We start from the raw sequence: 26,888 nt of genomic DNA on the forward strand, positions 1-26,888 counted from the left end.
ATTATTATTCTTCGAGTAAACTAGTTATGGTCTCTTCGATATACTTTGCATAGGTTTCTATTGTCGGAAGATTAAACACCTTATTTAATGGAATATCCATTTGCAACTCATCGTTGACTCGTGATGTCACCCTAATTGCCGCTAAGGAATGCCCGCCTAAAGTGATAAAATTATCATAAACCCCAATTTTATCTAACTTCAAAACTTCTTTCCAAATACCTTCTAACAATTCTTCTATTTCATTTCTTGGGGCTACATATTTATTGTTAGACGCTTCAACTTTAACATCATAATTCATTAGTGCCTTCTTATCGACCTTACCATTTTTTGTAAGTGGAATTTCTTCTATGTGTTTAAAGACCGATGGTACCATATAGGACGGTACTTTTTTTGCCAAATATGATTTTAGTTCCCTACTAGTCTTTGAACTATCACCAGTGTAAAATGCCACGAGTTTATCGCTGGACTCTATTAAGTCGGGTTCTTCATAACCTATCTCCTTCATAATGCGCTTTACCTCAGCTTCGTGAATATATTCATTGATTTCCTCCAGACTCTCATCTCTTGTTTTATGGCCAAGTCTTACATCCCAACTATATGGAAAAGCATAATTACTATAGCCCTTTTGCTTTTTGTGTACATAAATACCAACTTGGTTAATCAGACAGTTGGTAGATCGTCCGGTATCTGTTGGGCGGACCCATCCAATTTTATGGTTTAAAAAGTCGAGCATCTCTGCTAAACTTACATCGGTGTAGCGATAAAAATCAATGAATTGTACTTTATCAAAAACCGCATTATCCTCAAACATGGAAACATCCAAAAGCTCTTTTATAGCATCTTCTTCTTGGTGATAGAGTTTTCGGACCTCTAAGATAGTATCGTCTATCTTTGTTACATCTAAATCATCAGCCCAAAATAGCTCTTCAGTGAGTCGTGTCTCAAAAAACTGTCCTCTTGACAGACCGGTGACAATAAATGGTATCTTATGATGTAATGCTAAATGCGTACTTAATGTGTAGATGGCCTTAAAACAACCATTGCATACATTCTTATGGCGTTTAAGGCTATCCACAAAAATGGCATTCATGTGCTCGGTTTCTCCATAAATATGATCGACGCCTAGTTTTTCAACAATGCGATCAATATTTGCCTTGGCTTGGTCCGAGATGTAGCCATTATCTAATGTAAAGGCTAAAACCTTTAGGCCCAGACTCACTAATCTTGCAAGAATATAAGTACTATCCTTACCACCACTCAATAGTGATAGACAATCGTATTTTGGATTTTGACCTATGGCAGGAAGTAAAATTTTTTTTAAGTCTTCCTCCGTTTTAAAATAACGGTCTACCTTATGCTTATAGCCCTTAAACGCATTGCATAAATTACAAACACCATATTCGTCAAAATCGGTTTGAGGGTAACTTGATGGCAAACCACAGTCTGTGCAATTTATAACAGGTTCTTCGTTTTCAGGTTGATGATCACTTTTAATAAGAACCACAGTACAATCGTCAATATCTTTATAACTTGAGAGGTTAGATTCTATATCTTCCAATTCTATTCTATAGCCTCTTAATTTCACTTGATCATCCGCCCTTCCGAGAAATTCGTAGACTCCATTTCTGTTAATTCGAGCTAAATCCCCTGTAGCATACATCTTGTGGCCTTCAACAAAAGGATTATCTAAAAACTTTTTTTGTGTTAACGCATCAAGGTTGAGATAACCTTCTGCTAAACTTGTGCCACTGAGATACAAATGCCCAGTCACTCCATTTGGTACCAGATTTTTATGATCATCTAAAATATAGGCATGCATATTTTTTATCGGCAAACCGATGGGTACCGAAATGACGTCTGTATACTCATCTAAAAACTCACCTACGATGCAACCTACTGTTGCTTCTGTAGGACCGTATTCATTATAAATCTTAACTGGTTTATTAAAGTTATCAATAATAGATTTTGCTAAGCTCAATTTGAAATTTTCACCACCAACAATTATAGTCTTTAGGAGAGATGATGATAAATCCCGATCTTTAATAAAGGATAAATGTGAAGGCGTAAGTTTTATCGTATTTACAAGATTATCTGCCATAACCTGCATTAAAGACATATCTGGTCCAAAGTCATTTTCGGCATATAGCATTAACGTTCCACCACTGACCAGTGGTAATAGGGTCGATGTAATAGTCAAATCAAAACCTATAGACGTAAACAAAGGCATTACAGAATCACTTGTGATATTGTAATAATCCCTTGCCCAAAATATATAATTAGAAAGTGCCTTATGTGATATCATCACACCCTTAGGGCGACCCGTAGTGCCAGAAGTATAAAGAATATAAGCGATATCTTTGGGTGAGCGCTCTAAAAGCAAGTTGTGGATAGGTTCTTTTGCGAGATAGTCTTCTTTTTCCAGATTTAGAACCGGCACATTGATAGTACTTAATTTGGGTTCTAGCCAACTATCAGTGATAACGAGTTTACAACCAGAATCTGAGATGATATAGGCTACACGATCGTTAGGCTGATCAGAAGCTATGGGTACAAAGGCCCCTCTAGTTTTCATAATAGCTAAGACTCCAATGATATAATGCATACTTCTGCGATTGTAGAGTACAACCTTGGTGTGCTCATCGACGCCGCTCCTTATTAAATAATGGGCCAACTGATTGGCTTTTTTATTGAGTTCATTAAAGGTTAAAACCCTATGCTTATCCCGAACAGCAATGGCATGAGGTGTATGTTCTACTAAAGCTTCAAAATTATTAAGGACATCCTCGCTAATTTTTTCGGATATACTGGCTTTTAAATAATTGTGTTCTTCTTCGGATGTTAGCATCGGTGAAGTAAGAATGTGTTCATCGCTATTATTTAATAGTGTATTACATATATTTTTAAAATGAACCGTAGCATCTTTGGCTCTAGAAACTCCCATTACAGTAGCATTAAAATCAAAAACTAACTTTAATGTCCCAGTAGCATTAAAATCCAACACATGAAAACGCAATTTGTGCGACGAATCCGCATGATTAGGGTGTAACCATTCTGCTTCACTCGGTAAACCTGCAAAATCTGGAAATGTTGTGTTTATATAGTTAAAGACCACATTAAAACTTCGGTTTACTTTAGGCGATGAGCTTCCCGTAAGACCATTTTTAAGGTAATCGCCTGATGCGGCTTTAACTTTACCTAATAAGGTTCTATAAGTGTCCGTGGGTTCAACCACTACGGCCAGTGGAAAAATTTCAATGAATAGCCCGGCCGTATGTTTAAAACTCTTTTTAAGACGATTGTGTATAGGTGCACCAATGACCAATTCTGATTGACCACTTATTTTGAAGAGATATGCAAATAATAGCGTTGCAAAAATGTTAAATAAAGCCATGTCTTCATTGAAAAACATGGCACCATCTCCTTTGGATACTGTTCTTAGTTGATTTAATTCTTCTTGGTCGAGCAGCAACTCAACTCTGTGTGATTTAGTAATCGTATTATCTGTTGCTTTCTCACCATAAAGTCGAGGTAATTCTTTAAAGTCTTCTATTTTATTCTGCCAATATGCGACTTCACTATCATTTTTGGATCTTACATTTTGCTCATAACTTACAAAATCAATGTAAGAGCCTGCTAAATGCTCAGATGATGTTTTCGCTCTAACATCTTTATATAGTTTAGACATGCGTTCAAACAGAATAACTGAACTGGATGCGTCGGTAATTAAGTGATGTAAATTAAGGTACCATTTATAAGTTTCTGTACCTGATTTGATCAAAACCGTATCGAAAAGTTGGTCCGATAAATCAAAAACCGCCTCACTCCTACTACTTAAATAACTTTTGATATGATCATCCGCTTTATCTGTGAAATCTTCAAAACCTACGGTATAATCTGTGGTATCTTTAATAATTTGAAAAGGGATACCTTCCCTTTCTTCAATGACTACGCGCAATACATCTGTAGTCGTTATAAGTTGTTGAAACGCTAATTGAAATGCCTTAACATCTATATGGCCATAAACATTAAATACATAAGGTACATTATTAAGCGGTGTACCTTGATTTAACTTCTCGGCGAGCCAGATAGCAGTTTGACTTTTAGTTAGGGGTAAATTTTGAGTCTTAAAAGTCACAAATTAATAAGTGATTAGTTATTTACTTTATATACATATTCATTTATGCTATTAATACAATCAAAATTATCTAAATTAATATCTTCGAACGGAATCGTAAACTTGTACTTTTTCTCGAGAAATCGCACCGTTCGCATAAGTCCTAAGGAGTCTAATATACCTTGTGAAAGTAGTTTATCACTTTCGTTTAGTTCTAAAAGCGGATCCTCAAGAACCTCATTTCTTATAAAATCCAAGACATCCGATTTTATATCCATAATCAAACTTGATAGTTATTAATAATTCATAATTACGATTAATCAAAACACCTTCAATAATTGAATTTAAATACCTTAAAATTCAACTCATATCAGACGTTTTATGCCCGCTTTGATAAAATTAATAACCCTAGAAGTAAATATATACGAATAAGTAAAACAAACGAAATGAATAATTGTCAATATAACGACTAATTAAATGAACTTATCGAAAAAAACCCTGAATATCATCATTAAAGCTATATAATTTTAGATATTGAATTAAATAATCGATGAAATACATCGATAGATTGCAGGTATATTTCAGAACTAAAACTAACCCCTTATGAAAAAAATCTACATCAAGATTTTAGTGCTTTTTATTGTCTTTTTTTCAATTAACCAAGCATTTGCTCACCACCCTGATAACAGTTTAATTTATTTAAGAGTTTACGAACAAGCCAATATTGAGGGTAATTTTCATCTTAATGTTAATGAGCTCAATGACATTTTAAAACTCAACTTACCTAAGGATTTTACTTTGGATGACATCAATCCATATTTGGATAAAATAATGGATTATATCAAAAATAATGCGAGTTTCTCATATAATGATAAAGCCTACCCCATCATTTTTACCGGAGAAAATGAAGTGTTAGATGTTGACTTTGGTAACTTCATCATGTTAGATTTTTATTTAGACAGCTCTTCGGATGTTCCAGATTCATTAGATATTACCTATAAAGTTTTTATTGATGAAGACCCAGGTCATGTTAATCTGCTCGGGATTGAATACAACTGGAAATCTGGCTTAATAAATAATGAAGAACTTATCGCCCTAGATTTTACATCTAGAAATTACTCTAAGACTTTATCACTTACAGATGGTTCATTATGGACGGGATTTATGACAATGATTAGACAAGGGATATGGCATATATGGATTGGATTAGATCACATTCTTTTTATCATTGCTCTTATTTTACCTGCTGTTGTTAGACGCAGAAAGTCGGATGATGATCATACATCGAAAATCTATAACTGGTATCCGGTGGAGAAATTTAAACCTGCTTTCCTCTATATCGTAAAAATCATTACATTTTTTACCATAGCACACACCATTACTCTAAGTTTAGCATCATTAGAGATCATTAAACTGCCATCGCGATTTGTAGAATCGATTATTGCCTTATCAATCGGCCTAGCGGCATATCATAATATAAAACCCATTTTTAAAGGTAGAGACTGGGTAATTGCTTTTGTTTTTGGTCTGTTTCATGGCTTCGGATTTGCAAGCGTTCTTGGTGACTTAGGATTTAATGGGGAACATTTAACCTTGTCATTATTGGGCTTTAATATCGGTGTAGAAATTGGTCAGGTTGCTATTATAGCTGCCATTTTTCCAATACTTTATCTATTGAGAAAATTAAAACTATATCCCAAATTCCTAGTGTACTTATCTTTAATCCTCATTATCATCTCGCTCTACTGGGTTGTTGAACGTGTTTTTGATATTGATCTTCCGATAGATAATTATATTATGAAAAGAGGGTATGAATTTGCCGTATGGCTAGGACTGCGATAATGCCTATTTATGAGTGATAACAGCAAAAAAGTGTCCTTATTAGATAAATGGAAAAATAAATCCAAAGCAAATTATAAGGCCCCATCAATAAAAAAAGCACCTCTGGGAATAGACATTCCGCTATCTCCAGCTCAAAAACGCTTGTGGTTTTTGCAAAAACTTTATCCGCAAAATCCCTTTTATAATCTATCCCAATTGTATGAGTTTAAAGGTCATTTAGATATTGATGTACTAAAGAAGAGCCTAAATTCTATTTTTAACGAGCACAGCATATTAAAATCATATGTCACCGTTAAAAATGGAATTCCAATATTAAAGGTAGGTAATGATTCAATGCCCGATCTCAATGTATTGGATTATTCGGATTATGATGAAGAACACCTAAAGGCAATGACCAAAACTGTTTTAGATGAGCAGGCTAAAACTGATTTTGATCTATCCGAAGCACCCTTATTTAAATCGCTATTAATAAAAAAAAGCAATGACAGATATACTTTGCTACTGACCTTGCACCATATTATTACGGATCAGTGGTCTATGGATATTATAGAAGAGGAACTGGCCACGATTTATAACAAGTCCAGTACTAATATTAGTGTTAATTTTGACAACAATAGTATTGATTATATTGATTATGCCTATGAGCAGAATAAACCTAGAGACTATAGTGAATCAATAACATTTTGGAAAGCGTATCTTGCTGATGTAAAACCATTACACCTTCCTTTTGATTTTAAAAGACCGCAGCTTCAATCTTTTAAGGGACAACGTCTAACTCAGAATTATTCAGACGAATTATCTTCTGATATATTGACACTTTCAAGGGAATTGGGGGTTACACCGTTTGTGTTCTTTTTAAGTGCGTTTTATATTTTACTTTACAACTACGCCAAAAGCGAGGATATTACAATTGGGATACCTATATCTAACAGAAATAATAAACAGTTAGAGAAGTCTATAGGTTTATTTCTTGAAACGCTACCCTTACGCATCAGTATCAGTGGTCTAACAACTGTAAAAGATTTTATCCTTAAAGTACAAAACACATATTTAAATACATTATCATATAAAGACCTACCTTTTAATGAGATTGTTAAAGCATTAAAACTTGAACGGTCCTTATCTATAAACCCACTTTTTCAAGCGATGATGGTTTATTCCAAAAAAGATAAACCACCTCGTTTTTCCGAAAGACTAGAATTAACTTCCAGACGCGACTACGATATCGGTGTATCAAAATTTGATCTCACCTTATTCGTAACGGAGCAAAATGGCACTTTATCATCTACTTTTGAGTTTGCAACAGATCTTTTTAATGAAAGTACCATCATTAGATTTCAAGAGTACTTTAAATCGCAACTAGAGTATATAGTTGAAGATCCCTCTCAAAGTATAGCGTCTATACCAATGCTTACAAAGCAAGAAAAAGAACTTTTTTTTACTGATAAAGCATCGTCTTTAGGTGATTTCGCGTCCTATGAAGCCATCCATAATAGTATTGAAGATGTCGCCTATTCTAACCCAAATAAGACGGCTGTATCCTTCAAGGATGTATCTATAACCTATAGTGAGTTAAATACCAAAGCTAATGCGGTTGCTCAAATGATTTTAAATGGGGCTCCTAAACATAACTCGGTAATTGGGTTGAGCGTTGATCGTTCTGTGGATATGATTATTGGCATATTAGGCATACTAAAGGCAGGTTGCTGTTATTTACCGTTAGATCCTGAATATCCAAAAGAAAGAACGGATTATATAATTAAAGATTCAAATACTAAGTTAATCCTAACACAGTCGTCATACACGGAATTTTTCGATGCTTTTGAGGATTGCAGTTATCTCATTATTGAAGATCGTCTAGATGCACCCCAACCAAACACCGAACTTCCTAAAAACAAGAAAGATGATCTAGCTTACATTATCTATACCTCAGGAAGTACAGGTCAACCAAAGGGCGTACCTATTTCTCATGGAAACATAATCAATTCCACTGCTGGCAGACTAGATTTTTATGATGAAAACCCCAAGGTGTTTTTGTTAATGTCCTCTATTGCTTTTGATAGTTCTAAAGCAGGCATTTTCTGGACACTTTGTACCGGTGGTCATTTAGTAATTGCCGAAAAGCGCATTGAACAGGATATTGATAAAATAAGCGCACTTATAAAAGCACGTGAGGTTTCACATACCTTAATGCTACCTTCTCTTTATAATTTGGTATTGGAATATTCTAACGAAGCGAATCTAATATCTCTTACTGATGTTATCGTAGCTGGTGAAGCCTGTTCGGTTTCAATGTGTCAATCACATTTTAACGTACTCCCAAGCGTAAATCTTTATAATGAGTATGGTCCGACCGAAGGTACAGTTTGGTGCATTGCCCATAAATTGACAGTAGATGATTTAGCATTGACAACCATTCCTATTGGCAAAGCTGTTGCCAATGCCAAGGTTTATATTCTCGACAAGAACTTCAATCATGTTCCAATAGGGGTTCCAGGCACCTTGTATATTTCTGGCCCAGGGCTATCCAAAGGTTATATAAATCAACCCGAAAAAACCAATGACGTCTTTATCGTAAATCCTAACGATAAAAATGAAATCATTTATAAAACGGGTGACTTAGCAAAATACGACAACGATGGGAATATCATCTTCCTCGGGAGAACGGATGAGCAAATAAAAATAAGAGGGTTTAGGGTAGAGTTGAGTGAAATTGAGAATACAATAAATCAATTAAATGAGGTTAAAGAAGCCGTTGTGCTGTTTATTAATGATGGGGGCAATAGTAAATTAATGGCTTATGTAAAGCCTATCAATACTATTGATATCGAGCTTGTAAAAACAAAATTGAAGGCCAAACTACCAGCATATATGATTCCCAATAACTTCATAGCGTTACAAGAATGGCCTTTACTTCCGAATGGAAAAATTGATAAAAAGAAGCTTGAAGCGCTAAAACCTATAACTAAAAACACGACATCTGGCGAGCCAAAATCTGATGTTGAAAAATTACTGGTACAACTATGGCAAGAGGTTATAGAAATACCAAATATTGGAGTAAACGATAATTTCTTTGAAATCGGGGGAGACTCCATTTTAAGTATTCAAATCACTGCAAAAGCTAGGAAACATGGCATCGCGATTGGATCTAATCAAATCTTCGAACATCAAACCATTGCTGAGCTCGCCATGTTTGTCTATTTAGACAATGAGGAAAAAGCCAGCACTCATGATTTATTTGGAGAAGTGCCTCTAATGCCCATTCAAAAATGGTTCTTCGACACGCACAAAAATGCACCTCAGTATTGGAACCAAGTCTTTATATCAAATAAACTACCCGAAAGTGCTAATGCGGAAAAAGTAAGACAGATTACGACTGATATCATAGAAAATCATCCGGCGTTAAGATCAACATTTGTTTATGAGCATGCAACATGGAAGGCCTTCATAGAGAAAGAGGAAAATATCGATGCTTTCCATAAGGTCGATCTCACAAAAGAGGATTCACCAAATTATCCTTTGCTCATTGAATCCCATTTGGACAAAATACAAACATCGATGGCACTACACCAAGGTGGTTTGTTTAAGTGTGTATATTTTGACACCGGACATACTGCTACTAATGTCCTCGCATTGCTAGCACATCACCTCGTCATTGATTTTGTATCCTGGCAAATTATTTTTGATCATTTAGAAGAAGCTCTATTTAATAAGCGTGGTCAATTTTTTCAAACAGCATCTATTAAGGAATGGGGAACACATCTTTTGGAGTTAAACAACAGCAAAAGTTTAAAACACCAAATTGATTATTGGAAAGACCAGATTCCTAATAATATTCAGCTACCATTAGATTTTAGCTGTGAACTACCTATATTAGAAAAGGACGTCGATACGGTAGTGTTGGAAGTTGATAAAAACACCTCCTTGAGTCTTATAACTGAAGCTCACAATGCTTACAGTACAAAAACGGATGAACTACTATTAGTAGCATTAACACTCACCATTTCAAACTGGACTCAAAACGATGAAGTAGCATTTGCTCTAGAGCGTCACGGCAGGGAAACTACCGGGACTAATTTAGATGTATCCAATACCGTAGGATGGTTAACCGCTTTTTTTCCAAAAAAATTAAATGTGGTTAGCAATGATGACTTAGGAGATAACATTATAGCCATTAAGGAAGCGTTACGCCATGTTGAAATGGGTGGTTTAGGCTATGGGGTTTTAAGGTATTTATCTGAAGAATTAGGAAATATAGCCTATCCCAAAATTGTATTTAACTATTTAGGAAAACAATCATCTTCGAAATTAGATTTTCAGTTTTGGGACAAGACTACAAGGGATCCAAATAGTGAAAGGGATTATTATTTAGAAATTAATGCACTCTATAAGAATAATAAGCTTGTCTTTAATTGGAGTTATGCCTCCAAGGCTATAAAAAAGGAAACTATAGAGCAACTCATAAATGAGTATCATACGCACTTAAAAGACATTGTTGATCATTGTTTAACTCGTAATGATGTTAAACATACACCGTCTGATTTTGAAGACATAGATTTAGATCAAGATGATCTTGATACCTTATTTGATGCTTTAGATTTATAATATGAAACACATTGCCCTAATTACCACAGGAATGGTTGGTATTACAAATGCGAGTATAGAGCTGGCGAATCGACTCATTAACGAGGGCCATGATATTACCTATTTATCACCTATCGATATTAAGGAAAAAGTCATAAATAGTGGGCTTAATTATGTCCAACTGCCAGAGATTAATTTTTACTTATCCATTAAGGAGCATTTAATTCCCAGTGCTAAAAAGAAACATCTAATTCAGGCCTATTTTTACGTCCTTACGCATTTAAAAACCATATTAAACAAAGGTATTATAAGTCTAAAGCTACATGAATATGAGAACATTTTAAAAAAAGTAAATCCAGATTTAGTTCTGGTTGATGTGGAAGTTCATGAGGCCATATTAGCCGCTTTAAAATTAAATATTAAAACACAGTTATTAAGTCAGCACTTATTTGATCAAAGAAGAGTAAATCTGCCTTCTATAACAACTGGAATCATCCCGAAAAAAGGCCTTAGCGGAAGTTCAATTGGTATAGAATTATCATGGTGGAAATTAAAATTGACACAATATGCACGAGCGCAGTTTAATAAATTAAGACTCATGTATAATCGAAAATCAGTACTATTTTTCTACAAAAAAAAACACGGTATTACAGGGTTAAAAACTGCTAACAGAAGATTTCCGTCAGATTTTATCTATCCGAAATTTGATACATTATTTATGGTCATGCCAGAAATCGAATTTCCTCTTAAAAAACCTAAAAACATTCATTACTTAGGGCCAATGATCAACACAAAAAGAGAGACATCTCAAATACCTGAGGATCTTAAAAAACTTGTAGACCAAAAGCACAAAAAAAATGCTAAGCTTATTTATTGTTCACTAACCACTATGAAAAATATGGGTGACTTAAATTTCATTAAGAAACTAATAGAGGCCGTAGCCCGCAGAAGTGACTGGATATTAATTATATCCTTAGGTCGCACCTTAAGTGAAGAACACTACTTTAATGACTTACCAGAAAATGTACATGTCTATTCATGGATACCCCAACTTTATATATTGAGTAACGCTGACTGCAGTATTAATCATGGGGGCATACACACCATTAATGAATGCCTATATTTCAAAGTACCCATGCTAATTTATTCAGGAAAAAAATATGATCAGGACGGCTGCGCAGCAAGAATTTTCTACCATAATTTAGGCTTATGCGGCGATAAGGACAAAGATGATGTCGAGACTATTAATTATAATATCGACTACTTATTAAAAAATAAATCAATTCAAAAAAACTTAAACACACTAAAACTTCAATTAGATATCTATGAGCGCCAAGAAATTACACCTTACTTATCTTAACCACAATTCCATTTCTTTTTAAATAATAGTAATATGGCTATGGAGAATAAGAAAAAAAGAAAAGTCGAAGCAATTTATCCATTAAATAAGTTGCAACAGAGTATTCTGTTTCATCACCTTTCAGAAAAAAATGATAAGGGTTTTCTCATAGTTCAGTCCAAAATGGATGGTCAATTGGATATTGATGCGTTTAAAGAATCTTGGGTTAAGACCATAGATAGACATTCAATACTGAGAACAACAGTCCATTGGGAAAACATAAAAAGCCCTGTTCAAATTGTAAATTATGAAAGTAGTGCTAATATTCAATATTTAGATTGGTCCGAACAAGACAATCAAGAACAAGAAAAAAAATTAAATGAGCTAAAAGACGCGAAGAAAGACAAAGGACTAAATTTTCAAAAAAATCCATTATCTGATGTCATTATTATTAAGATTGGTAATGCGTCTTACTTCTTGCTTTGGGTATGCCATCATTTGTTTTTAGATGGTTGGTCATCGCGTATCATAATCGAAGATGTTTTCAAATATTATCAAGCCATAGAAACAAATAATAGTGTTAATCTACCCAGCATACCGTCCTATAAATCTTATCTTAAACATATTAAACAATTAGACGTAGACGACGCAAAGTCTTTTTGGGTAAACACCTTTGAGGGATATCAGAACCAGCCTTTTTTTGGTTCCAAGAAAGTATCCACCAACATCTTAGAAGTTAATTATTTACTATCTCAAGACCTAAATAATAAGGTTAATCTGTTAGTAAAAACTTACCGCATTACCTTGAACACTTTATTTCAGGGTATGTGGGCCTTAGTCTTATCTAAACTCCTGAACTCAGACGATATCACATATGGTAATACAGTATCGGGACGATCTATAGCGTTTCCACAAATAGATGTGATGGCAGGCATGTTTGCCAATGTAATTCCGCTTCGAGCTAAATTAACCCGTGAGTTTACGGTGAAAGACGTTCTAAAAACATTGCTAAACCAACAAACACAGGCACGGAATTATGAATATTTAAGTGCTGACCAAATTGCAGAATGGGTTAATGGAGAAAGTGCTCATCTATTTGATTGCTTATTTATTTTCGAGAATTTCCCACGGAAAACTATTAAGACCGACAAATTGCTTATTCACAGCACAGAAAGTGGCATAACGACCACATATCCGCTCACCCTTGTCGTTAATGTTGAAGAAGATATAACTCTTAGTCTATTTTATGACCATGAACTATTTTCTAAAGCTGTTGTGAGTTGGATGCTAAAGACATTTGAAGACATCATTACTGGCCTATTTGCCGCACCAGATCAAAATATAGAACACCTTTTGGACAGTATAGCCAAAATTGATTTTTCTACTGAGCAATTTAGCCATAACGATCAAAATAAGTCATCTAAAAAAATTACGAGACCTAAAAACAAAACAGAATTCGAGTTATTGCAAATATGGCAAAACACATTAGGCATTCAGGAGATTAGCACTTCAGATAATTTCTTTGAACTAGGTGGGAAATCTATAATGGCTGTTAAAATGATCGCTATCATCAATAAAAAGCTTAACACTGGGTTATCCGTTATAAAATTGTTGGAATATCCTACAATCCATGAGCTCTCTGACTATATTTTACAAGATTCCAAAGCAGAACCCTTAAACCATATAGTTCCAATTAGATCCAAAGGAGATAAAACACCCCTATTTTGTATTCATGCTGGTGGCGGATATGTGTTCTTTTATGGCCACCTTAAAGAATACTTAAAACAGAACAGACCAATTTATGCCTTACAGCCTTCAGGACTAGAACCAGATGAAGATATGCACGAAAGTGTTGAGGCTATGGCAAAAGACTATATCAAAGCCATTAGAGACATCCAACCTAAAGGGCCATACAATATTTTGGTGTATTGCTTTAGTACTACAGTTGGCCATGAAATGTCAATACTTTTAGAGAAAGAAAATGAAATGGTCAATTTTATTGTGGTTGACTCCTTAGCCACCAATTCAGGAGGTACAGGTGATATTACGCTATTGACAAGAATCGATTTTTTCTTAAAACGATTGGTCTCATCGCCAATAAAGTCCATCAAAAACTTCTTTAATGAGCGCAAATACCTTATAGAACCCATAATTGTAAAACTTTTCGGTACCGACGCAGAAAAACAACTTGTTAAGGTTCAGGCGAATTTAGGGAAGTTGAGTAATGCCTATAAATTTATGCCTAGAAATGGAAATGTCTCTTTAATCCTTACCGATAAGGTGGATAAAAGATTCGAAGATAACCATATACAATCTTGGAAGAAAGTCACAAAGGGAGAGGTAAACGTCCTTTATACCAATGGAAAACATGCTAAGCTGTTTGAAAAACCAGATGTAGAATTTGTTTCAGAGCAAATAGATTTAACCATGAAAGATTAGTCGGTTATGGATGATGGCCACACATTTTTTTTTAGAGACCATATCCCCCATATTTGGGTTTTGAATATTAATTCTGAGATCAAACATCTTAATTTTTTTGAAGGTCTTTTATCCAAAGATGAAAAAATTAAGGCGCATAAGTTTAAATTCGAAAAAGATAAAAGGGTATCCATTATTGCGCGAGGAGCGCTTCGGGTATTGTTGGGTAAGTATTTAGATATCTCTCCAGAAAAGATTGTATTTAAATACGGAGATTATGGTAAGCCCGAGTTTAAAAATTGGCAAAACTTAAAATTTAATACGTCTCATGCCAAGGATTTAGTAGTATTTGGTTTTACAAAAAATTCTGAAATCGGAATAGATGTTGAATACTGTAAAAGCAACTTTGATGTCATGGATATTGTAGACAATTACTTTTCAAAAAAAGAAATTGAAGCTATTCATAAAATTCCGAAACATATGCAAACACAGGCTTTTTATAGAGGTTGGACGCGAAAAGAGGCTTTTATAAAAGCAAAAGCAAAAGGTCTGTCGTTTCCACTTGATGCATTTAGTGTTTCAATTGAAAGTGACAACCAGTCGAAATTGGAAGAAACATTGTGGGACTCAAACGAAAAACACAACTGGAGTATAATTCCATTTGAAACCTTAGATAATTATAAAGCCGCTATAGCTATACAAGAACGAACAATGGTTGTTGATTTGTTTGAATTTGGATTAAAACAGATCAACCATATGTCATAAAAAATGAAATAGGATTGGACGCACCAATTAAGGCTCTAAAACCTTCATGGTGACCTATACATTAACGAGTATATAATTTCTTGTAACACCTGCATTTTTCCGTCGTCTTTAAAGGAAAATATCATGATCCAACCCTTTAAGAGTCTTGCGCTCTTCTTATTTCTTGTCTCTAGCTCTGCGTCTTTCGCATTCACCAAAGCCATAGATTCCATACAATTAATCAAACCGTCTGGTCCATATTCAGTGGGTACAGTCACTTACGAATGGACAGATACAACAAGAACGGTTAAACTTAACGAAGGTATTATCGAAAAGCGCAGACTCATTGCTCAAATCTGGTATCCTTCACAAAACAACACAAACGGAACCTTAGCACCGTATTCCGCCGTGTCAAAAGACTATCTTGAGGTTATGACCAACGCTTTTCAGCGTGCCGGCTTTAATAACTCAATATCAACATCTCATATCATATTAATTTCGCCCGGACGAGGGACAGAACGCTATATGTATACCACTATTGCTGAAGAATTAGTCAGCCATGGTTATACCGTTGTCGCTGTTGATATGCCAAAAATAGGTTATACCATCTATGGTGATGGATATATCATTAAACCATCGATTACATTTAAACCTCCTCGAGGTATGATGGCTGGACCCTATGAAAAAGTGGATGCTTTTTTTGAAAAACCTACAAAAATGGGCTTTGAAGATTTGAGGTTTGTACTATCAAAATTAAAAGAATTGAATACTGACGACCCTGACAATCGCTTTACAAATAAGTTAAATTTAAAGGCTATTGGCATCTTCGGTCATTCTTTGGGAGGGCGTATCGCAGGCGAATTTGCAAATAGAACACCAGCTGTTAAAGCTTACGCTGCGATGGAAGGCATTCCCCCAAGAAAAATACGTTACAAAGGGATGTTAGATATTCCTGTAATGATGTTGTGTAGTAGCGGCACCTGGCCGTATGCTAAAGACAACTATTTTAGCTTAATTGATCATAGAAAGAAGCCTGTCTATATGGTAGAGCTCCCCAGATTCAATCATAATTCGGTTACTGATAATCCTTATATATTTCCTGATATATTTAAATTCGAAATCGACGCTGTTGAAGCATTAAAGACAACCAGAGAAATTCTGCTTGGCTATTTTAATGGTATGTTAAAAGAGGACAACACAAAACTAGATGCACTACAAGAAAATGAATCGATCAAGCTTCAGGTGTATCCATAAAAAACCATCCTTTCGGATGGCTTTTTAAATCTTATATAAAATGTAAATGGCTATACCTTAAAACATCTCTCTCCCCGAAAAGTGGAAAGCGCCTTCAATAGCTGCATTTTCATCGCTATCACTACCGTGCACCGCATTTTCACCAATAGAAGCGGCATATAATTTACGAATCGTCCCTTCAGCGGCTTCCGCAGGATTGGTAGCACCAATTAAAGTTCTAAAATCTTCAACGGCATTGTCCTTTTCCAAGATGGCCGCAACGATAGGGCCACGCGTCATATATTCTACTAAATCAGGAAAGAATGGACGTTCTTTGTGGATGGCATAAAATTCCTCAGCATCTGCTTTGGTCATTTGCGTTAACTTCATCGCAACGATTCTAAATCCCGAAGCTGTAATCTTTTCTATAATAGCACCAACGTGTCCTTTTTCGACAGCGTCTGGCTTTAACATTGTAAATGTTCTGTTAGTTACCATGTATATTTTTTTAATTGTTCGCCTTCGCAAAAAATCGCTTCTGCGAATGAATGCGCAAAAGTAATGTATTTCTGCAATTTATCAAGCCATGCTTTTATTAAATTATTGTTACAATAAAACGTTAATTTGAACTAGTCCAACCCACCAGTAAGCAGACAATTCTTCATTCATTATAATTACTACCAATAACCTAATTTGCAAATAGTTTACTACTGCACCATTAAAAACACCCCTCAAGTCCCCTCAAGGGGACATTACAAATATTGAAATTTCTAAGTCAACTGTACTCTGTAATTTTTCCATGGCTCGAGTCATGTCGAACCTTGTGCGAGACATCAAATTGCATAGTGCTTTACAGAACAAAGAATTCGATTTAGCTACGCTGAACCTTCGATATCTCGTTGATCATAATTTGAGTTTCGCTTACTTAGACTAGTGTCACACTGAGCTCGCCTGTACTGAGCCCTTCGACCGAGCTCAGGGTAAACCTAGAGTCGAAGTATCTAAGTGCTCAGCAGAACTATCAAGAACTTTTTGTTAATCCTGTACTTAATATACGACCCTCTTTATCCCTTAAAGAGATTCCTGCCTTGTGCCTCCGCTAAAGCTTGTGCCTCCGCTTTCAGCCTTCGTAGCGAACTACTTCGGCGAAGTAGGCAAAGCTATGGCGACACGCGGACAGCGAACGCGGACGCAGGAATGACAAGATTCTTAATTTCCTATTAAAAGCATTTTCAAAAACCCTAAAAATTGTATCTTCGTCCACTATGATAAATGCGGAAATTACAGCGCTAAAAGCGGAACTTAGTACACCCAAGGACATTGTAATCGTGCCCCATAAAAATCCAGACGGTGACGCCATGGGCTCTACCTTAGCTCTATATCATTATTTAAAAGCTTACCATCATAATGCAAGGGTTATTGCACCTAACGATTATCCCGATTTTCTAAAATGGTTACCGGGTAATGATGACGTCTTGATTTATGAAACCCAGCCCGAAGATAGTGACACTTTAATTAGCAAAGCGGAACTCATATTTACTCTAGATTTTAATGCCTTACATCGCACGGGCGATATGGCCGAAGCCTTAGGGCATTCTTCGGCGACTAAAATCATGATCGATCATCATCAGCAGCCGGATGACTATGCCAAATACACCTATTCGGATGTCAGTATGTCCTCGACCTGCGAAATGGTCTACAATTTCATTGAGTTCTTAGGAGATTTAGATAAAGTAGATGCTACGATAGCCACCTGTTTATACACCGGTATAATGACCGATACAGGCTCGTTTCGTTTTCCGTCGACGACTGATAGAACCCATGAAGTGGTGGGCCATTTAATTGCCAAAGGCGCCAATAATGCCGCCATTCATAATAAGGTCTTCGACACCAATAGCTATAGTCGTTTACAGCTTCTAGGAAGAGCTTTACAAAATCTTAAAGTACTTCCAGAATTACACACCGCTTATATTAGCTTATCTCAAGCGGAGTTAGACGAATTTGACTTTAAAAAAGGAGATACGGAAGGTTTTGTGAACTACGGCTTATCCTTGAAGGACATCATTTTTGCAGCCATCTTTATTGAGAACCATCAAGAGGGCATTGTAAAAGTATCTTTACGAAGCAAAGGATCCTTTTCTGTCAATCAATTTTCGAGAGCCCATTTTAACGGTGGCGGTCACGATAATGCCGCTGGTGGACGCAGTGAAGCTAGTTTAGAGGCTACGATTGACAAATTTATTAGTATATTACCGCAGTATAAAGATGAATTGTCCCAAGCCCATAATGGGCAATAATGTATGAAAGATGAAAAACCTACTCATAATTATTCTTTTAATATTAGGCCTCGTAAGCTGTAAATCGCCTGAAGCGCGAATGCCAGAAACGGTTCAATCGGGTTCCTTTCTCAAAGAATCTGCCGAGCGTAATAAAAAGCTTAATGAAAAAGAGCAAGAACTCATTCAATCCATCATAAAAAGCGATCCAGAAAAGGAATATATCGCTTCAGAAAGCGGTTTTTGGTACTACTACACGACCAAAGTGGAAAACGACACCATTCAACCAGCATTTGGTGATATCATTGACTTCCGTTATAAAGTATCAGACATCAACGGTAATGAGATTTATGCAGAAGCTCAAAAGACCTATGTGATGGATAAGCAAGAGTTATTCACAGGTCTCCGCGAAGGATTGAAATTGATGAAACCTGAAGAAAGTATCACCTTTATTTTCCCATCGCAAAAAGCCTATGGCTATTATGGCGATGATAATAAAATAGGAACTAACATTCCTTTAATTTGCGAAGTAACATTAAATACAATAACACAAGAAAATGATTAAAAAAGCCCTTACAGCATTCGTTGTATTAGTCGTATTGGTAAATATCTCTTGCCAAGAACGCTATCCAGATTTAGATGATGGACTTTATGCCGAAATAATAACTTCAAAAGGCACGATGGTTGCCAAATTACACTATGACAAAGTCCCTGTCACTGTCGCTAATTTTGTAGCACTGGCAGAGGGCAGTCACCCCATGGCTGAAGAAAAATACAAGGGAAAGCCTTTTTACGATAGTCTTACGTTCCATAGAGTTATCGATAAATTTATGATTCAAGGTGGCGATCCTTTAGGTAATGGTAGGGGTACGCCAGGTTATAGATTTGCAGCAGATTTTAGCCCAGAACTAAAACACGATAAGCCTGGAATTTTGTCCATGGCCAATGGTGGAGGCATCAATACCAATGGCAGTCAGTTTTTTATTACGGAAGCACCTTACCCAAGAGGTAATTTCTATGATGACAATGGTGAATTAAAACCTTGTGATCAGCCTGGTGTAAGTTGTCATTCTGTTTTTGGTGAACTGGTGAAGGGTTTTGAAGTACAAGACTCCATTTCTAATGTGAAAGTGGTTGATCCTAGAGCAAGAAATCACAAACCTGTTGAGGATGTCATCATTGAAAAGGTGAATATCATAAGAAAAGGGAAAGATGCCAAATTCTTTGATGCGCCAAAGGTATTTGAAGTAGAAATGCCAAAAGTTGAAGATAACTTCATGGCTATTAGACAAGCCGCCAAAAAGGAAGCCGAAGACAAAGCCAAACAGGCTAAAGTAGATTGGTTAAAGAAAAATGAGGAACTCAGTGGCCGTCGTATCGATTCACCAACTGGAATGGCTATGATTTTCACCCATGAAAGTAATGGTGTACAACCTAAATCCACACAAAATGTCAACATCGATTGTGCGGGGTATTTTGAAGACGGTACTTTATTTTGGACCACCCAAAAAGAAGTGGCCGAAAAAAATAACAAATACGATCAGCGGCAAGACCAAGCAGGTCAATATGTACCTTTTTCTATGCCTTATAACGAAACCGCTACTTTGGTTTCCGGTTTTAAAGAAGCCATGTTAAACATGAAAATTGGTGATAAAGCCCGCGTGTTTATCCCCTACTATTTAGGTTATGGTGAAGCCGGCAGAGCGCCTTTGATTCCTGGTGGCACCAACCTTGTGTTCGATATCGAACTGGTAAGTATTAAAGAGTAAGAACTCAAACATAACTAAAAAAGCAACAGCACTTCGACTACGCTCAGTGCTGTTGCTTTTTTTTATGCGCTTTGCTATTCTAAGCTTTTGGAATATGCTTTAAAATTTCAAGAACAAACTCCCAATATTTCTGTGCTGATGATATTTGTGCACGCTCATCGGGCGAATGTGCGCCTTTAATATTTGGACCAAAACTAATCATATCCATTTCCGGATAATTCTGGCCAAGAATACCACATTCTAAACCGGCATGGCAAGCAGCTACATGCGGTTTTTCACCATTGTTTAAGCGCTCATAAACGGGTACCATCACCTTTAAAATGGCCGAATCCATATTCGGTGCCCAACCTGGATAACTTCCTGAGAACTCCACCTCACATCCCGCCAACTCAAAAGTGGCTTTAAGCGCATTGGCCAAATCCATTTTTGATGATTCTACAGAACTGCGTGTTAAGCAACCTACGTGTATGTTGCCCTCTTTAACCACAACTTTTGCAATGTTATTAGAGGTTTCTACCAAATCAGTAATATCCGCACTCATGCGATACACGCCGTTATGCGCTGCGTATAAGGCCTTAAGGAGTTGCTCTTGGGCTTCATAAGGCATAACCGATTCAGGAAAATCCGTCGCCGTGAAAACCATTTGCAAATCGGGTTCCATGGTTTTAAACTCTTTTTTGATAGTATCAGATAATGAATTTAAAACACTCATTAGTAGTTCCTCTTTATCTGCCCTAAAGACGACGGTAGCAATACTCTCTCTTGGAATCGCATTGCGTAAACTTCCTCCATCGATAGCCGCAATTTTAATATCTTCTATAACAGCATATAACAGGCGATTCATAATCTTATTGGCGTTCCCCAAGCCTTCGTGAATTTGCATTCCAGAATGGCCACCTTGTAAGCCTTTTACTTCAAGTCTATAAGCCTTGTTACTATCTTTGGCTACAGGCTCTTCATTATAGCTGCCTCTTGCCGTAATATCAATACCTCCTGCACAGCCTACACCAATTTCATCATCTTCTTCAGTATCCAAATTCAAAAGAATACTCCCTTTTAATACACCACCTTTTAAACCCATGGCACCGGTCATACCTGTTTCTTCATCGATGGTAAATAAGGCTTCTAAATCTGGATGTGCGATGGCATCGCTTTCCAAAATTGCCATAATCGTTGCTACACCTAAACCATTATCAGCACCAAGTGTGGTGCCTTTGGCCTTTACCCAATCGCCATCCACATACATATCGATTCCTTGAGTATCAAAGTCAAAAACGGTATCGTTATTTTTTTGGTGAACCATGTCCAAATGCGATTGCATCACGATGGCTTGTCTATCCTCCATACCTTTGGTCGCTGGTTTTCTTATAATTACATTACCGACCTCATCCTCTAGAGTCTCCAAGCCTAAATTCTCACCAAAATCCTTTATGAATTTGATGACGCGTTCTTCTTTTTTAGAAGGGCGCGGTACCGCGTTAAGATCTGCGAATTTATTCCAAAGTACTTTGGGCTCTAAGGTCCTTATTTCTGAACTCATATCGATTATTTTTAGGTTCACAAAAGTACAAAAATGACATTTCATTTTTGTACTCCTTTCCAGATAACTATCGGGACAGAATAATAAGTTTTTTCTATTTTTGAATCATGCTGAAAAACAAAAAATTCGTTATTACACTCTTTCTGATAGTTCAGGTTTTAATTATTCAGGTTCTAAAGAATTTTCCAGAGTTTGTTGAACAATTTTATAGCAATGGTATATATGTTTTTATCTCCAAATTAATGCGCTATGCCTTTGGATGGCTTCCGTTTTCGGTTGGTGATATCTTTTATACCTTAGCGAGCATTTATATTATCCGTTGGTTGGTTTTAAACAGGAAACGCATTTTTAAAGACACCTTAAATTGGATATTGGATATCGGTGCCACCCTTTCCATGGCCTATTTTGCGTTTCATATCCTTTGGGCTTACAATTATTATAGACCGCCGCTTTATAAATCCCTGAATATTAAAGCAGAATATACAACCAAACAGTTAGTTGATTTTACGAAGCGCCTCATTGAAAAATCTAATGATATCCATATTAAGATTGCAGCAAATGACTCAGCAAAGGTGATTATGCCTTTTACCAAATCTGAAGTGTTTGATAACATGCAAAATGGCTATGATAAATTAGCCCAAGATTATGAGGAGTTTAAATATCATCCAAGCAGCATAAAGAAATCCATTTATAGTCTACCCTTGACTTATATGGGATTTTCGGGCTATATCAACCCTTTCACCAATGAAGCTCAAGTTGATGGGTTAATTCCGACTTATAAATTCCCTACAACAGCCTGCCATGAAGCCGCCCATCAAATTGGTTATGCTGCCGAAAATGAGGCCAATTTTATCGGCTGCTTGGCAGCCATTTATAATGAAGATGACTACTTTAAATATTCGGGATATACCTTTGGTTTAAGGTATTGCCTTAATGAACTGTTCCGGAGGGATGAAGCCTTATATCGCGATATGCTCAAGACCGTGAATAAAGGTATTTTAAAGAATTACGCAGAAGTCCGTGAATTCTGGCAGTCTTATGAAAACCCTATAGAACCGCTATTTGAAACAACCTTCGACACCTTTCTTAAAGCCAATAACCAAGCCGACGGTATGAAAAGTTATAGTTATGTCGTTGCCCTTTTGGTGAATTATTATAAGGACAAAACGCTGTAAAAGTCAAAGTGATTATATTGAAAATAAGCTAATTTACAATATCATGACTTCTCGATACATCACGCCAAAGGCGTGACACTCGAAGTGACAATCTATTTCGTAGGATGTAGAGATTGCCACAGCTACGCTTTTGGCGTAGCTTCGCAATGACATTAAACTATAAATTAGTCTATAACCTTAGCGCCCTCAGGCATTGCAAACATAGATTTATCCGGTGCCTTTTCTGAAAGTACGACATCGGTGAATTCAACCGTATTGCGTTTTTCAATAGGTTGACTATTTTCATAAGTATACCAATCGATACTTTTTGGAACTGCTAAACCATTGACCTTTTGCCAATTGTTATATCTGATAAAATGGAAGTCTTTACTCTTTTCATTTTTTCCAAAGGTCACCGTGTAGCCCAACCATTCCATTTGCCCAGATTCGGCATCGTAATAAATAATGTATTGATCATCCGGAGAGACTCCGATACCAGCCTCGTAAGAAATCATGATACCTGGATAGGTTTTCCCTTCAAAAGTCAGCGGCTCGACCTCTTCATATAAAATCCCATCGTCGCCAACTATAAAAGGCATGGCATAGAAATACATCATTAAACCTTTATAGAACTTGGCATTGCCTTTGTACTCATTACCGTCCTTTTCAGTCACCCATAGACTGTCACCATCAAAACCCATAGTATATGTTGGAGCATCGATTAACTCCGCTCTAGTTTTTAAGTGGGTAGTGGTCACTTCTTTACCATTTGGTCTGTCCATAGTAAACGACAGGGTCTGCATGTTATTCCACTGGTCGATACCGCCATGAGCATCAAATACCTTGGTAATATGTTCTGGGTAAATACTGGTGGTGATTTCTAAATCGTCGTTAGAATAATCTGTTTTGTTTTTTGTTTGCTGACAAGAAATGGTCACAGCAAGGATAGCCAATAGTCCTATTAAGTTTTTCATGTTTCAGTGGTTTAGTTGATGGATTGGACGTAATCAACAATACGCCATTACAAAAAAGCTTCAGAAAAAAATCCGAAGCTTTAAAACTCTTATTCTTTAAAACCTTAGTCCACTAGCAACTTCCCTATTTGAGAAGCATCATCGCGACTTAGCTTTACAAAGTACATCCCAGTCCTAAAAGCTGAAATATCAATAGCTGTTGTCGCATTGATACGTGCAGAATACAGACGTTTGCCTTGAATATCAAAAATCTCAAGACTATAGTCTCTACCTATAGCATTATTAAGTTGAACGGTTACAGTGTTGTTTGCTGGGTTGGGATACAGACCAAAACCAACTATTGAATTATCTTCAATGGATAATGGCTCGATAAATTCAGTATTAAATGTATTTGTAATTATTGGAGCATTAAAATCAAAGTAAATTGCTGCATTGTTCGGAATAATATCACCGACCGCATAGCCTGACTTTGGTTTAATTCTAAAATGCACATAGCCTATACTGCCTGCAGCATCGTCTTGCTCAGCTGGCAAATTGATGTTATCAAAAAACCACTCTAAATTATTATTTGTTCTCGTAACGACATAGTCATGACTCGATCGCAACATTTCGAAGGTATCTTCATCTAATTGGGTATCCAATACATCCTCTATTCGTACGAAGATAGCCTCTGCGGTACCCAAATTCTGAAAACGAATCGTATAATATAAATATTCATCAGATGACACAAAGTCGTTATAGACAATTTTTGGACCGTGAGCTTCCATCTTATCATTAGGGTCATAAGACCCTACGACCACTTCAGAAAGTGATGCGCTATTGTTATCCAAGTCTGTGTCATTAGTGGTTGTTGTATAGCTTGCCGTATTAGTGACGACCTCATCTAATGGTACCGACACAGGAGTAAATAAAGTGATATCCACCGTTTCGCTAGTTCCAGGTGCAAGATTTACAAAATCTAATGTGAACCCTGTAGTTGTCGTCGTTACCGTTAAATTAGGATTACTGACTTGTGTCCCATTAATAAGCAAATTGTCGTCTAAAGTAAATTCTACCGAGCCTGAGGGAATATTAGCTCCAATGAGATTCTGTATAATAAGTACATTCATATGTTCAAATCCCGGTCGTGGTGCCGTGAAAGGATTTATTAAATAGACTGCCAAGTCTTCGCAGGTTAAATTATCTTGAAGCGGAAAATCAACCAAGGCCACTTCTCCAAAGGACACGCTGACATCATCAAAAGCCGTTACGGTTTGAGAATAACAACTATTTAAATCGTCATTAGCATCAAAGTTAATATCGTACGTATCGTTTTCATCGGTGCTTATGATAGTAAAGCTTCCGGTAGAAGTGTTTACAGTATTTATAGTACCATCATTATTCTTCTCATACGTAAAGGTCCCATTGGTAAAAGAGGATTCGTCATTGTCTAAACTACCATTATTATTGGTATCGTAAAACGCGTTTACAGCAATCAATCCGATGTCGCTATTTCCTAAGTTAAAACTATCGCCTTCCAAAAAGATGGCAGAATCCCAAATGCTATCACCTTGATCAGCAATAACCAATTTTATTTCATAAGTCGTATTAGGTACAACGGTTGCCGAAGCCGTTAATACTGTGGTTCTACCTCCATAATTGGTGTCGCCAATATTATAACCTTCAAAAAATTCTGGATTACTGGCGCAATTGGCAGCATTATTGACATTCGTCACATTAACTGGTGTACCGTCGGGTAATACAGCCAGATTTGTATATTCTGTTGTACCAACTTCCCGCAATAAAAACGCAAAACTATCTGCAAAACTACATTCCGTAGAGCCGTCGTACTCTTCTGAGGCCAATAAATATCTAAAACTGATTTCGTCTCCTGCGGGTACAAAATTGAATTTTATAAATGCTGCATCATTGGTATTAGTCACATTCAAAGCATTTTCTAAATCTACATCACCGGGTTGGCTATTATTAGTACTAACCAAATTATCACTTACCGTATTGCCGCCTTGAAAAGCCACTCCCGTCGTTAGCACAATCCCTTCTTCAAAAGGAAAATTGAGTACATCACCCCTATTAAAATAGCCATAACTTTTTGTTTCGAGATCTGTAGGACTGCCATTGACCTGTGAAGAAAAGATATTAACCGAAGCATCCTCGGGAATCAGTACATTAAGAACGAGTTCTTCTGGTGACAAATAAGATTCTGGATCACTAGCATCGTTAATAGAGATCATGGGATCTGACCCACAATTCGGATCCGCAACCAAATTAAAACTAACTATAGCGGAACAACCTGACGAAAGGCTTTCTACCCTTGCATAAATAGTCTGAATTGAGGCTACTATATTACTGTAACTAAGCACCGAAATTATAGGATTGGTTCCAGTTATAGCATCAATTTCAGTTTCATAATAAGATACGGTCTGATTTGGCTCCCCATTAACAATTACGGCATCATTCTGAGTCAGATCAAAAACGCTAAAGCCATCACCATCGTCGTCACAAACTACTAGGTCTGGAATTTGAGCACTTGGCGAAGGACTGGGCAATACCGTTATGGTGAATGACGTGGTATCAAAATTTCCCGTTGCAACAGCCTCAATTCTAACAAATATAACCTCCGGATTAGTGCTATTTATATAGGGACTTGCAAGTGCATTAGTACCATTATCGGCATCCATTTGAGTATTATGATAGGTTACAACAAAGTCAATTGAATTTTGACTCCCAAGTACAAGAGCATCATTAATGGTTAAATCAAAAAATGCAAATCCATCACCATCATCATCACAAATAGAAATATCCGATGGTTGGTTTGCTATTTGGGAAAAAGCGTTTAAAATAAAGAGATTTAAAATGAAGGAGAGTAGAAATTTTTTCATAGTTGATTGTTTAGTGTTTTTA

Annotated in this window: 16 protein-coding genes; 10 read left to right on the forward strand and 6 right to left on the reverse strand. The window is 36.4% G+C overall.

From position 1 onward, the window contains the following. Positions 1-4: 4 nt before the first annotated feature. Positions 5-4,135, reverse strand: a complete 4,131-nt coding sequence (locus ACO052_RS18375; protein WP_422105251.1) for an amino acid adenylation domain-containing protein — start codon at positions 4,133-4,135, stop codon at positions 5-7. A 14-nt stretch (positions 4,136-4,149) separates the two neighbouring features. Next, the gene (locus ACO052_RS18380) at positions 4,150-4,392 is read right to left on the reverse strand and encodes a phosphopantetheine-binding protein (RefSeq protein ID WP_422105252.1); all 243 of its coding nucleotides are present in this window, start codon (positions 4,390-4,392) and stop codon (positions 4,150-4,152) included. 325 nt (positions 4,393-4,717) lie between these two features. Between ACO052_RS18380 and ACO052_RS18385 the strand changes: the two genes are divergently transcribed. The 6 genes from ACO052_RS18385 to ACO052_RS18410 all read left to right on the forward strand — a co-directional run bounded on the left by ACO052_RS18385 (position 4,718) and on the right by ACO052_RS18410 (position 16,295). Next, positions 4,718-5,956 (forward strand): HupE/UreJ family protein, encoded by a 1,239-nt coding sequence (locus ACO052_RS18385; RefSeq protein ID WP_422105253.1) that lies wholly within the window; start codon positions 4,718-4,720, stop codon positions 5,954-5,956. Positions 5,957-5,965: 9 nt separating this feature from the next. Beyond that, positions 5,966-10,561: an amino acid adenylation domain-containing protein gene (locus tag ACO052_RS18390; RefSeq protein ID WP_422105254.1), complete on the forward strand. Its 4,596-nt coding sequence runs from the start codon at positions 5,966-5,968 to the stop codon at positions 10,559-10,561. 1 nt (position 10,562) lies between these two features. Then, positions 10,563-11,900 (forward strand): nucleotide disphospho-sugar-binding domain-containing protein, encoded by a 1,338-nt coding sequence (locus ACO052_RS18395; RefSeq protein WP_422105255.1) that lies wholly within the window; start codon positions 10,563-10,565, stop codon positions 11,898-11,900. A 39-nt stretch (positions 11,901-11,939) separates the two neighbouring features. Further along, positions 11,940-14,318, forward strand: a complete 2,379-nt coding sequence (locus tag ACO052_RS18400) for a condensation domain-containing protein (protein WP_422105256.1) — start codon at positions 11,940-11,942, stop codon at positions 14,316-14,318. 6 nt (positions 14,319-14,324) lie between these two features. Beyond that, positions 14,325-15,062, forward strand: a complete 738-nt coding sequence (locus ACO052_RS18405; protein ID WP_422105257.1) for a 4'-phosphopantetheinyl transferase family protein — start codon at positions 14,325-14,327, stop codon at positions 15,060-15,062. Positions 15,063-15,185: 123 nt separating this feature from the next. Beyond that, on the forward strand, positions 15,186-16,295 hold the full coding sequence (locus ACO052_RS18410) for an alpha/beta hydrolase family protein (RefSeq protein WP_422105258.1): 1,110 nt from the start codon (positions 15,186-15,188) through the stop codon (positions 16,293-16,295). A 57-nt stretch (positions 16,296-16,352) separates the two neighbouring features. Here the strand turns inward: ACO052_RS18410 and ACO052_RS18415 are convergent, their stop codons facing one another. Continuing rightward, entirely contained in the window at positions 16,353-16,772 is a 420-nt protein-coding gene (locus ACO052_RS18415) for a nucleoside-diphosphate kinase (protein WP_422105259.1), read from the reverse strand. 767 nt (positions 16,773-17,539) lie between these two features. On the opposite strand from ACO052_RS18415, the gene ACO052_RS18420 reads away from it, so the two are divergent. The 3 genes from ACO052_RS18420 to ACO052_RS18430 are packed head-to-tail and all read left to right on the forward strand — an operon-like array spanning position 17,540 to position 20,319. After that, positions 17,540-18,571, forward strand: a complete 1,032-nt coding sequence (locus ACO052_RS18420; RefSeq protein ID WP_422105260.1) for a DHH family phosphoesterase — start codon at positions 17,540-17,542, stop codon at positions 18,569-18,571. Positions 18,572-18,581: 10 nt separating this feature from the next. Next, positions 18,582-19,115, forward strand: a complete 534-nt coding sequence (gldI, locus tag ACO052_RS18425) for a gliding motility-associated peptidyl-prolyl isomerase GldI (protein ID WP_422105261.1) — start codon at positions 18,582-18,584, stop codon at positions 19,113-19,115. Next, on the forward strand, positions 19,108-20,319 hold the full coding sequence (locus ACO052_RS18430; protein WP_422105262.1) for a peptidylprolyl isomerase: 1,212 nt from the start codon (positions 19,108-19,110) through the stop codon (positions 20,317-20,319). Before gldI ends, ACO052_RS18430 begins: the two co-directional genes overlap by 8 nt. Positions 20,320-20,398: 79 nt before the next feature. Here ACO052_RS18430 and ACO052_RS18435 read toward each other — a convergent pair whose 3' ends face one another. Next, on the reverse strand, positions 20,399-21,859 hold the full coding sequence (locus tag ACO052_RS18435) for an aminoacyl-histidine dipeptidase (RefSeq protein ID WP_422105263.1): 1,461 nt from the start codon (positions 21,857-21,859) through the stop codon (positions 20,399-20,401). Positions 21,860-21,966: 107 nt separating this feature from the next. On the opposite strand from ACO052_RS18435, the gene ACO052_RS18440 reads away from it, so the two are divergent. Further along, positions 21,967-23,034: a DUF3810 domain-containing protein gene (locus tag ACO052_RS18440; RefSeq protein ID WP_422105264.1), complete on the forward strand. Its 1,068-nt coding sequence runs from the start codon at positions 21,967-21,969 to the stop codon at positions 23,032-23,034. 164 nt (positions 23,035-23,198) lie between these two features. Here the strand turns inward: ACO052_RS18440 and ACO052_RS18445 are convergent, their stop codons facing one another. Together ACO052_RS18445 and ACO052_RS18450 are read right to left on the reverse strand one after the other, a co-directional pair. Then, the gene (locus ACO052_RS18445) at positions 23,199-23,987 is read right to left on the reverse strand and encodes a hypothetical protein (RefSeq protein WP_422105265.1); all 789 of its coding nucleotides are present in this window, start codon (positions 23,985-23,987) and stop codon (positions 23,199-23,201) included. 104 nt (positions 23,988-24,091) lie between these two features. Then, positions 24,092-26,866: a DUF7619 domain-containing protein gene (locus tag ACO052_RS18450; RefSeq protein WP_422105266.1), complete on the reverse strand. Its 2,775-nt coding sequence runs from the start codon at positions 26,864-26,866 to the stop codon at positions 24,092-24,094. Between the last annotated feature and the right edge of the window lie 22 nt (positions 26,867-26,888).

Source organism: Winogradskyella sp. (assembly GCF_965228925.1).
Classification (GTDB): domain Bacteria; phylum Bacteroidota; class Bacteroidia; order Flavobacteriales; family Flavobacteriaceae; genus Winogradskyella.

Coding starts and splice junctions, on each gene's coding strand:
- ACO052_RS18395 (WP_422105255.1), top strand. CDS start 10,563: ATGAAACACATTGCCCTAATTACCACAGGAATGGTTGGTATTACAAAT.
- ACO052_RS18405 (WP_422105257.1), top strand. CDS start 14,325: ATGGATGATGGCCACACATTTTTTTTTAGAGACCATATCCCCCATATT.
- ACO052_RS18430 (WP_422105262.1), top strand. CDS start 19,108: ATGATTAAAAAAGCCCTTACAGCATTCGTTGTATTAGTCGTATTGGTA.
- ACO052_RS18420 (WP_422105260.1), top strand. CDS start 17,540: ATGATAAATGCGGAAATTACAGCGCTAAAAGCGGAACTTAGTACACCC.
- ACO052_RS18380 (WP_422105252.1), bottom strand. CDS start 4,392: ATGGATATAAAATCGGATGTCTTGGATTTTATAAGAAATGAGGTTCTT.
- ACO052_RS18400 (WP_422105256.1), top strand. CDS start 11,940: ATGGAGAATAAGAAAAAAAGAAAAGTCGAAGCAATTTATCCATTAAAT.
- ACO052_RS18435 (WP_422105263.1), bottom strand. CDS start 21,859: ATGAGTTCAGAAATAAGGACCTTAGAGCCCAAAGTACTTTGGAATAAA.
- ACO052_RS18415 (WP_422105259.1), bottom strand. CDS start 16,772: ATGGTAACTAACAGAACATTTACAATGTTAAAGCCAGACGCTGTCGAA.
- ACO052_RS18450 (WP_422105266.1), bottom strand. CDS start 26,866: ATGAAAAAATTTCTACTCTCCTTCATTTTAAATCTCTTTATTTTAAAC.
- gldI (WP_422105261.1), top strand. CDS start 18,582: ATGAAAAACCTACTCATAATTATTCTTTTAATATTAGGCCTCGTAAGC.
- ACO052_RS18440 (WP_422105264.1), top strand. CDS start 21,967: ATGCTGAAAAACAAAAAATTCGTTATTACACTCTTTCTGATAGTTCAG.
- ACO052_RS18385 (WP_422105253.1), top strand. CDS start 4,718: ATGAAAAAAATCTACATCAAGATTTTAGTGCTTTTTATTGTCTTTTTT.
- ACO052_RS18445 (WP_422105265.1), bottom strand. CDS start 23,987: ATGAAAAACTTAATAGGACTATTGGCTATCCTTGCTGTGACCATTTCT.
- ACO052_RS18390 (WP_422105254.1), top strand. CDS start 5,966: ATGAGTGATAACAGCAAAAAAGTGTCCTTATTAGATAAATGGAAAAAT.
- ACO052_RS18410 (WP_422105258.1), top strand. CDS start 15,186: ATGATCCAACCCTTTAAGAGTCTTGCGCTCTTCTTATTTCTTGTCTCT.